This window comes from Hydrogenophaga sp. GW101-3F08 (assembly GCF_059424585.1).
On record NZ_JBWKZP010000003.1, the window covers coordinates 548,093 to 555,643 of the forward strand.

The 7,551-nt window shown below is 69.2% G+C and carries 7 protein-coding genes; 4 read left to right on the forward strand and 3 right to left on the reverse strand.

What is annotated here, in order from left to right; genetic code table 11:
• Positions 1-10 precede the first annotated feature (10 nt).
• The 3 genes from AC07YZ_RS12020 (at position 11) to AC07YZ_RS12030 (ending at position 3,928) form a co-directional block, all read left to right on the forward strand.
• Positions 11-2,290, forward strand: a complete 2,280-nt coding sequence (locus AC07YZ_RS12020; protein ID WP_494794893.1) for a xanthine dehydrogenase family protein molybdopterin-binding subunit — start codon at positions 11-13, stop codon at positions 2,288-2,290.
• Positions 2,291-2,304: 14 nt separating this feature from the next.
• Positions 2,305-2,766 carry a (2Fe-2S)-binding protein gene (locus AC07YZ_RS12025; protein WP_494794894.1) on the forward strand — a complete coding sequence of 154 codons (462 nt, stop codon included), beginning with the start codon at positions 2,305-2,307 and terminating at the stop codon, positions 2,764-2,766.
• 103 nt (positions 2,767-2,869) lie between these two features.
• Positions 2,870-3,928 carry an XdhC family protein gene (locus tag AC07YZ_RS12030; protein ID WP_226491096.1) on the forward strand — a complete coding sequence of 353 codons (1,059 nt, stop codon included), beginning with the start codon at positions 2,870-2,872 and terminating at the stop codon, positions 3,926-3,928.
• A gap of 106 nt (positions 3,929-4,034) precedes the next feature.
• Here the strand turns inward: AC07YZ_RS12030 and pyrF are convergent, their stop codons facing one another.
• Complete coding sequence (pyrF, locus tag AC07YZ_RS12035) at positions 4,035-4,874, reverse strand: orotidine-5'-phosphate decarboxylase (RefSeq protein WP_226491095.1); 840 nt, start codon at positions 4,872-4,874, stop codon at positions 4,035-4,037.
• 152 nt (positions 4,875-5,026) lie between these two features.
• Here pyrF and AC07YZ_RS12040 point away from each other — a divergent pair, with 152 nt between their 5' ends.
• The gene (locus AC07YZ_RS12040; RefSeq protein WP_226491094.1) at positions 5,027-5,914 is read left to right on the forward strand and encodes a DMT family transporter; all 888 of its coding nucleotides are present in this window, start codon (positions 5,027-5,029) and stop codon (positions 5,912-5,914) included.
• Here the strand turns inward: AC07YZ_RS12040 and AC07YZ_RS12045 are convergent.
• Both AC07YZ_RS12045 and AC07YZ_RS12050 read right to left on the reverse strand, forming a co-directional pair.
• Positions 5,862-6,725 (reverse strand): PEP-CTERM/exosortase system-associated acyltransferase, encoded by an 864-nt coding sequence (locus AC07YZ_RS12045; RefSeq protein ID WP_226491093.1) that lies wholly within the window; start codon positions 6,723-6,725, stop codon positions 5,862-5,864. The two genes, AC07YZ_RS12040 and AC07YZ_RS12045, sit on opposite strands and share 53 nt — an antisense overlap.
• Positions 6,726-6,878: 153 nt before the next feature.
• Positions 6,879-7,551 (reverse strand): uracil-DNA glycosylase (locus AC07YZ_RS12050; protein ID WP_494794895.1); only part of this gene is annotated, 673 nt, incomplete at its 5' end.

Below are 7,551 nucleotides of genomic sequence, written 5' to 3' on the forward strand. Positions count from 1 at the left end.
GAGAGTGATCATGGTAACCCGCAGAACAGTCCTACTCAGCGGTGCTGGGGTGGCCGGAGCGCTCGGCGCCCTGATGGTGGGCTGGACGGCGTTGCCGCCCAAGCCGCGCCTGGTCACGTCCGATCCGCTGCCGGTCGGCCCGGGCCAGTCGGCGCTGAACGGCTGGGTCAAGATCGGCGCAGACAACACGGTCGGCATCGTGATGTGCAAGGCCGAGATGGGCCAGGGCATCTACACCGGCCTGGCGATGGTGCTGGCCGAGGAGCTGGACGCCGACTGGGCGCAGGTTCGCGTTGAACGCGCGCCGATCGACAAGATCTACCAGAACGTCGAAGGGATGATCGAAAGCCTGCCCTTCCACCCCGATGACCACGGCATGCTGAAGGCCATCGCCGGGCGGGTCACCGGCAAGGCGATGCGCGAGTTCGGCCTGATGCTCACCGGCGCGTCCTCCAGCATGCGGGACCTGTGGCTGCCGATGCGCCAGGCCGGGGCGTCGGCGCGCGCGATGCTGGTGGCCGCTGCGGCCGGGCAGTGGCAGGTGCCGGCCGGTGAGTGCCGTGCCGAGGCGGGCCGCGTGCTGCACCCGTCGGGCAAGAGCGCTTCGTTCGGCGAGCTGGCGGCCGCCGCCGCGAGCCAGCCCTTGCCTGAATCGGTGGTGCTGAAGGACCCCAAGACCTTCAAGCTGATCGGCCAGCCGCGCAAGCGCCTGGAGGCGGCGTCCAAGATGGACGGCAGCGCGCGCTTCGGCATCGACGTGCTGCCGCCCGGCATGCAGTACGCCAGCGTCGAGATGTGCCCGACCCTCGGCGGCCGCGTCGCCAGCTTCGATGCCGCCGACGCACAGAAGCTGCCCGGCGTGAAGAAGGTGCTCGCGGTGCCCGGCCTCTACGGCAGCACCGGCGGCGTCGCGGTGATTGCCGACACGCCGTACCACGCGATGCGCGCCGTCAAGGCGGTGCGCATCGAATGGGACCATGGCGCGACCGCCCAGTTGTCCACCGACGTGATCTATCGGCGGCTGGCGCAATCGCTGGACACGGACGATGGCTTCAGCTTCTACCAGCATGGTGACGTCGATGCCGCGCTGAAGAGCGCCGCGAAGACGATCAAGGCCGAATACCGCGCGCCGTACCTGGCCCACGCAACCATGGAGCCGATGAACTGCACCGTGCAGTTCAAGGACGGCCGTGCCACCGTGTGGGCGGCCACGCAGGTACCTGACATGGCACGCCACGCGGTGGCCAAGGTGCTGGGCCTCGCGCCCGAACAGGTCGACGTGCAGATGCAGTTGCTCGGCGGTGGCTTCGGCCGGCGCTGCGAAGTCGACGTGGTCGCGCAGGCCGCGGCCATCGCCCGCGAGGCCGGTGGCGCGCCGGTGCAGACCATCTGGTCGCGCGAGCAGGACATGACGCACGACTTCTACCGCCCGGCTTGCGTAGCGCGTTTCCAGGCCGGCCTCGATGCGTCGGGCCAGCTGCTGGGCTGGGTGAACACGTCGGCCGGCCAGGCCATCATGCCGCAGATCATCGAGCGCATGATCGGCGTGGGCAGCGCGCTACCCGACCGAACCACCTCGGAAGGCGCCTTCGACCAGCCCTACGAATGGCCCGCCGCGCGCATTGGCCACGAGGTGTTCGAACTGCCCATTCCCGTGGGCTTCTGGCGTTCGGTCGGGCATTCGCACCACGCGTTCTTCAAGGAAAGCTTCCTCGACGAAGTGGCCCATGCCGCCGGGCGCGACCCGGTGGCCTTGCGCGCCGCGCTCCTGGCGAAACACCCCAGGCACCTGAAGGTGCTGAAGCGCGCCGCCGAGTTGTCCGGCTGGGACAAGCCCTTGCCTGCAGCGGCCGACGGCAGCAAGCGTGCCCGTGGCGTGGCCTTGCACCAGTCTTTCGGCTCCATCGTGGCGCAGGTGGCCGAAGTGTCGGTGTCCACCGACAAGCGCATTCGCGTCCACCGCGTCGTCTGCGTGATCGACTGCGGCATCGCCATCAACCCGAACCTGGTCTGCCAGCAGATGGAAAGTGGCATCGTCTACGGCTTGTCGGCCGCGCTGAACGACGAAGTGCGCATCGAGAAGGGCCAGGTCCAGCAGACCAACTTCCACAACAACCCGGTGCTGCGGTTCGACGAATGCCCGGTGATCGAGACAGAGATCATCGCCAGCAACGAGAACCCCGAAGGGGTCGGCGAACCCGGCACGCCGCCGATTGCCCCGGCGGTGGCGAATGCCCTGTTCACCATCACTGGCCAGCGGCTGCGCAGCCTGCCGCTGAAACTGACCTGACCCGGAGAAGCCCGATGACCACGTTGACGATCAATCGCAAACCCGTTGAAGTGCAGGCCGAGCCCGACACACCCCTGCTGTGGGTGTTGCGTGGCGAGCTGCAGCTGACCGGTACCAAGTTCGGTTGCGGCATGGCGCTGTGCGGCGCGTGCACGGTGCACGTCGACGGCGAGCCGACGCGATCCTGCGTCACGCCGATCTCGGCGGTCGGCCCGCGCGAGGTGACCACGATCGAAGGGCTGTCCGGGCCGCAGGTGGCGGTGCTGAAAGCGGCATGGATCGATGTCGACGTGGTGCAGTGCGGTTACTGCCAGAGCGGGCAGCTGATGGCTGCCGCTGCGTTGCTGAAGAAAGTCCCGAAGCCGACCGACGCGGACATTGACGCGGCCATGGCCGGCAACATCTGCCGCTGCGGCACCTACCCGCGCATCCGCGCGGCCATCCACAAAGCCGCGGAGATGCGGGCGGCCGCCTGAGCTGACCGTCGGAAGCCGACACTCGACGACGGAACACCATCGCAGGACAAGCGACGCCACGATCAAACCAGCTCGGTGCTGCGGCCATCCAACGGAATGCGACATGGAAAACCTCGACGTCACCGTCCTTCGCACGCTGCATGGCTGGCGTGCCCAAGGGCAGCGCGCCCTGCTTGCCACGGTGGTACGCACCTGGGGTTCGTCCCCGCGCCCGGTCGGGTCCATCATGGCGCTGTGCGAGAGTGGCTTGTTGGTGGGCTCGGTCTCGGGCGGCTGCATTGAAGACGATCTGATTTACCGCTACAGCCGAGGCCAGCAGGTCGAAGCCAGCACGAGCGAGACGGGCATCACGCACGAGATTCCGGACAGCAAGCCACAGCGGGTCAAGTACGGCGTGAGCGCCGATGAAGCCCACCGCTTCGGTCTGCCGTGTGGCGGCACGCTGGAACTGGTGCTGGAGTACAACCCCGATCCGGCATCTCTGCTGGGGCTGGTGCAATCTCTGACCGATGGCCACATGGTCCAGCGGTGCATGGAGATGGTCAGCGGCCGGGTGGAGTTGCGTGCGGTCACCTCGCCCTTGCCACTGGTTGACGATGGCAAAGTGCTTTTCAACACTTTCGGCCCCGAGTACCGCATGCTGCTGATCGGCGCAGGCCAACTCACCGAATACCTCGCCACAATGGCACTCTTCAGTGGCTTCAAGGTCACCGTATGCGACCCGCGCGAGGAGTACCGCGCTTCCTGGTCGGTGCCTGGCGTCAGCCTGCTGACCGGAATGCCGGACGACGTGGTGCGCGACTTCAAGTTCGACCGCCGCAGCTGCCTGATCGCACTCACGCACGACCCGAAGCTCGACGACCTTGCTCTGCTGGAGGCGCTGGACACCGAGGCCTTCTACGTGGGGGCCATCGGCTCGCGGCGCAACAACGAGGCCCGCCACACGCGCTTGATCGAACACTTCGAACAAACTCCGCAAAGTCTGGCGCGGCTGCGCGGCCCCATTGGCATCTACATCGGCAGCAAGACGCCACCGGAGATTGCCGTGAGCATCATGGCGGAGGTGCTGGCGGTAAAAAACGGCGTACCACTTTCCCGCGACATGGATGTGGCCAGCGCCAAAAATGCACTCACTGGCCATGCTTCAACGGGGCCGACCTGACGGCCCAGCGAAAAGGCAGGTCGAATCTGTCTGGAATCGGCACCAGAATCCGCCCCCGCCTTGGCGTCTTCGATCATGGGGCGCAGGCCGCCCCCGGCTCAGCGGCTCAGCCCTGGGCGGCGTTCAGCACCTCGCGCGTGCGCAGGGCTTCGGTGCGCGCGGCGGCGGCGAAGTCGTCACCGCTGGAGGCGTAGAGAATGGCGCGCGAGCTGTTGACGATGACCGGGCCGGTGGTCGCGTCGCCCTGCCGGCGATAACCGGCGCGGATGGTGGCCACGGCGTCGCCGCCCTGCGCGCCCACGCCGGGGATCAGCAGCGGCAGCGTGGGCGCGAGTTCGCGCACGCGCTCGATTTCTTCGGGATAGGTGGCGCCCACCACCAGGCCGAGCTGGCCGTTGAGGTTCCACGGCCCCTGGGCCAGGCGCGCGATGTGTTCGTACAGCCGCGGCTGGCCGTCCACCGACGCCAGGCGCTGGTTCTGCAGGTCGTCGCCACCGGGGTTGGAGGTGCGGCAGAGCAGGAAGGCGCCCTTGCCGTGGTACTTCAGGTAGGGCTGCACCGAGTCGAAGCCCATGAAGGGCGAGAGCGTGACCGCGTCGGCGCCGTAGCGCTCGAAGGCCTCGATGGCGTACTGCTCGGCCGTGCTGCCGATGTCGCCGCGCTTGGCGTCCAGGATCACCGGCACCTGGGGCGCGATGCGCTTCATGTGCGCCATCAGGCGTTCAAGCTGGTCCTCGGCGCGGTGGGCGGCGAAGTAGGCGATCTGCGGCTTGAAGGCGATCGCGGTGTCGGCCGTGGCCTCGACGATGGCGGCGCAGAAGTCGTAGATGCGGCTGGCGTCGCCCTTCATGCCGGCGGGGAACCTGGCCGGGTCCGGGTCCAGGCCAACGCAGAGCAGGGACTGGTTCTGGCGCTCTGCCGCGCCGAGCATGTCGAGGAAGGTCATGGGCACTGATTTTAGGAGACTGGCCCCCACGCTCCGCCGCTGCGCGGGTCGCTGCCCCCCGAGGGGGCTGACCCGGCTTGGGGCGGCCCGGCACCGGCTCGCTCGCCCCCACGCTCCGCCTACAAAGGCCCCTCCGCCTAAGATCACGCCCCATGCAAGCCCTCTCACGCCGGCAACTGGCCATTCTCGCCCTGCTCACCCTGGTCTGGGGCATCAACTGGCCGATCATGAAGTTCGGCGTGACGGGTTTTCCCGCGCTGAGCTTTCGCTCGCTGTGCATGTGGCTGGGCCTGCCGGTGTTGGCGCTGTTCCTGGTGGCGCGGCGGGTGCCGTTCGTGATCGGGCGCGAACACTGGCGTGAGCTGGGCTGGCTCACCGTGTTCAACATGTTCTTCTGGCACACGCTGGCGATCCTGGCGATCCAGACGCTGTCGAGCGGGCGGGCGGCGATCCTGGGCTACACCATGCCGGTGTTTTCGGCGCTGATCGGCGCGGCCTGGTTCGGCCAGCGCCTGCCCCACCGGGCCTGGGGCGGCGTGGCGGCCGCGGCGCTGGGCGTGGTGCTGCTGCTCTGGCACGAGCTGAGCACGCTCTCGGGCAAGCCGCTGGGCGTGGCCATGATGCTGGTGGCCGCGGCCACCTGGGCGCTGGGCACGCAGCTGATGCGGCGCACCCGCATCCCGCACCCCACGCTGGCGATCTGTTTCTGGATGACCGTGTTCACCACGCTGTGGATGAGCCTGCTGGCGCTGCTGTTCGAGCGCGACGCCTGGGCCTGGCCCACGCTGCCGGTGTGGGGCGCCATCGTCTACAACGCCGTCGGTGTGTTCGCGTTTGCCCAGGTGGCCTGGCTGATGCTGGCGCGCGACCTGCCCCCGATCGCCTCCTCGCTGTCGGTCATGTTCATCCCGGTGCTGGGCGTGTTCAGCGGCGCCTGGTGGCTGGGCGAGGTGCTGCACTGGCAGGACTGGGCCGCCGTGGCGCTGGTCATGGTGGCGATTGCGACGGTGCTGTGGCCCCAGCGGACGGTGGGACCCTGAACGGCCAGAGCCCGGGCACATCCTCGCGGGCGGCCACGGCCGGGAACAGCCGGGCATCGATGCGCTGCAGCAGGTCCTGGTACGGGGGCGCGAGGCGTTCCGGGGCGATGCGGCTGTCGAGGTGGTAGGCCGCGCGCTGACCGTGGTATTCGATGACCGGGCCCAGGCGCTCGAAGCGGATGCCCGCGAAACCCATCCCGCGCGCCAGGCGCGGCTCCATCACCGCGTACATGTGGAAGCGGCCGGTGTGGCGGGCCATGGCGATGGCCGACAGATACAGGCCGACCGCGATGTAGGGAAAGGTGCGCAGTTCCTCGGCCGAAAAACCCATGTGCCCGATGGCGCTGGCGCCTTCGGCCGGCTCGACGCGCGGTTGGCGAAAGCGGGCCGGCACGGCCAGCCGCGAGACTTCGCAGACCTCGTGGGGCGGGAAATGGCGCGGCAGCAGGCTCTCGTGCGTGAGCCCGGGGGCGCAATGCGCCTCCATCGGCAACTGCTCGCCGGCATGGCGCTTGCCCACGAGGCGCACGGTGCCGGCGAGCACGCCGGAGCGCCGGTGACGCACCATGCCATGGACCGACTGCGGGTCGAACGGATCGGTCTCCTGCCCGTCGGGCCGCAGGGGCTCGAACCGCAGTTCCTCGCAATACACCTGGTGGCGCAGCCGGTGGACCTCGCGCCGCTGGGGCTCGGTGCGCGCGATCTCGGGTCGCAGGCAGGCCAGAAAGGCGCTGGCCAGGTCCAGCGGTTCGTCTCGGCGGGCGGGCGGGGTGGATTCAAGGGTGGGGAGGTGGGCTGACCCACGGGACATCCGGGGGCTCGGCCCCGGGGAGGACAAGGGCGATGTGTGCATGGTGGAATGACCGGAAAACGCGAAAAGCCGCGTTTTTAAGTGTCACGCCTGCCAGCACCCGTCGGGTCGGCACCCTGCCAGCGCTTGCAATGCCGCGGCGAACCCTGCCGCTCAGGGCTGCCCGCCGGACTCGGCGGCGACGGTCTCCATCGCCAGGCACAGGTCGGCCCAGGCCTTGCCCTTGTCGCCGGGGGTGCGCAGCAGGTAGGCCGGGTGGTAGGTGACGATCACCGGCACGCCCTGGTAACGGTGCACCTGACCACGCAGGCGGCCGATGGGCTCGCTGGTCTGCAGCAGCGACTGCACCGCGAAACGGCCCATGGCGATGATGACCTTGGGCTGGACCAGCGCCACCTGGCGCGCCAGGTAGGGCTCGCACTGCGCCACTTCCTGCGGCTGCGGGTTGCGGTTGGCCGGCGGGCGGCACTTGAGCACATTGGCGATGTAGGCCGCCTGTTGCCCCGACCCGCTGCGGCTGCGGCCCACGGCGCGCAGCATGTTGTCGAGCAGCTGGCCGGCCGCGCCCACGAAGGGCTCGCCCTGCAGGTCTTCGTTTTCGCCCGGCGCTTCGCCGATCACCATCCAGTCGGCCTGGGTGTCGCCCACGCCGAACACAGTGTTCTTGCGGCTGCGGCACAGGCCGCAGGCTTCGCAGCCGGCCACGGCGGCCTGCAGCGCCGGCCAGTCCATGGTGTCGATCCCGGCCGGCCGGGGGCCCAGGGGCGCGGCGGCGGCGAGCGGCGCGGCAGCGGGTGCCGGCACCGGCCGGGCCGCGGGCGTTGCC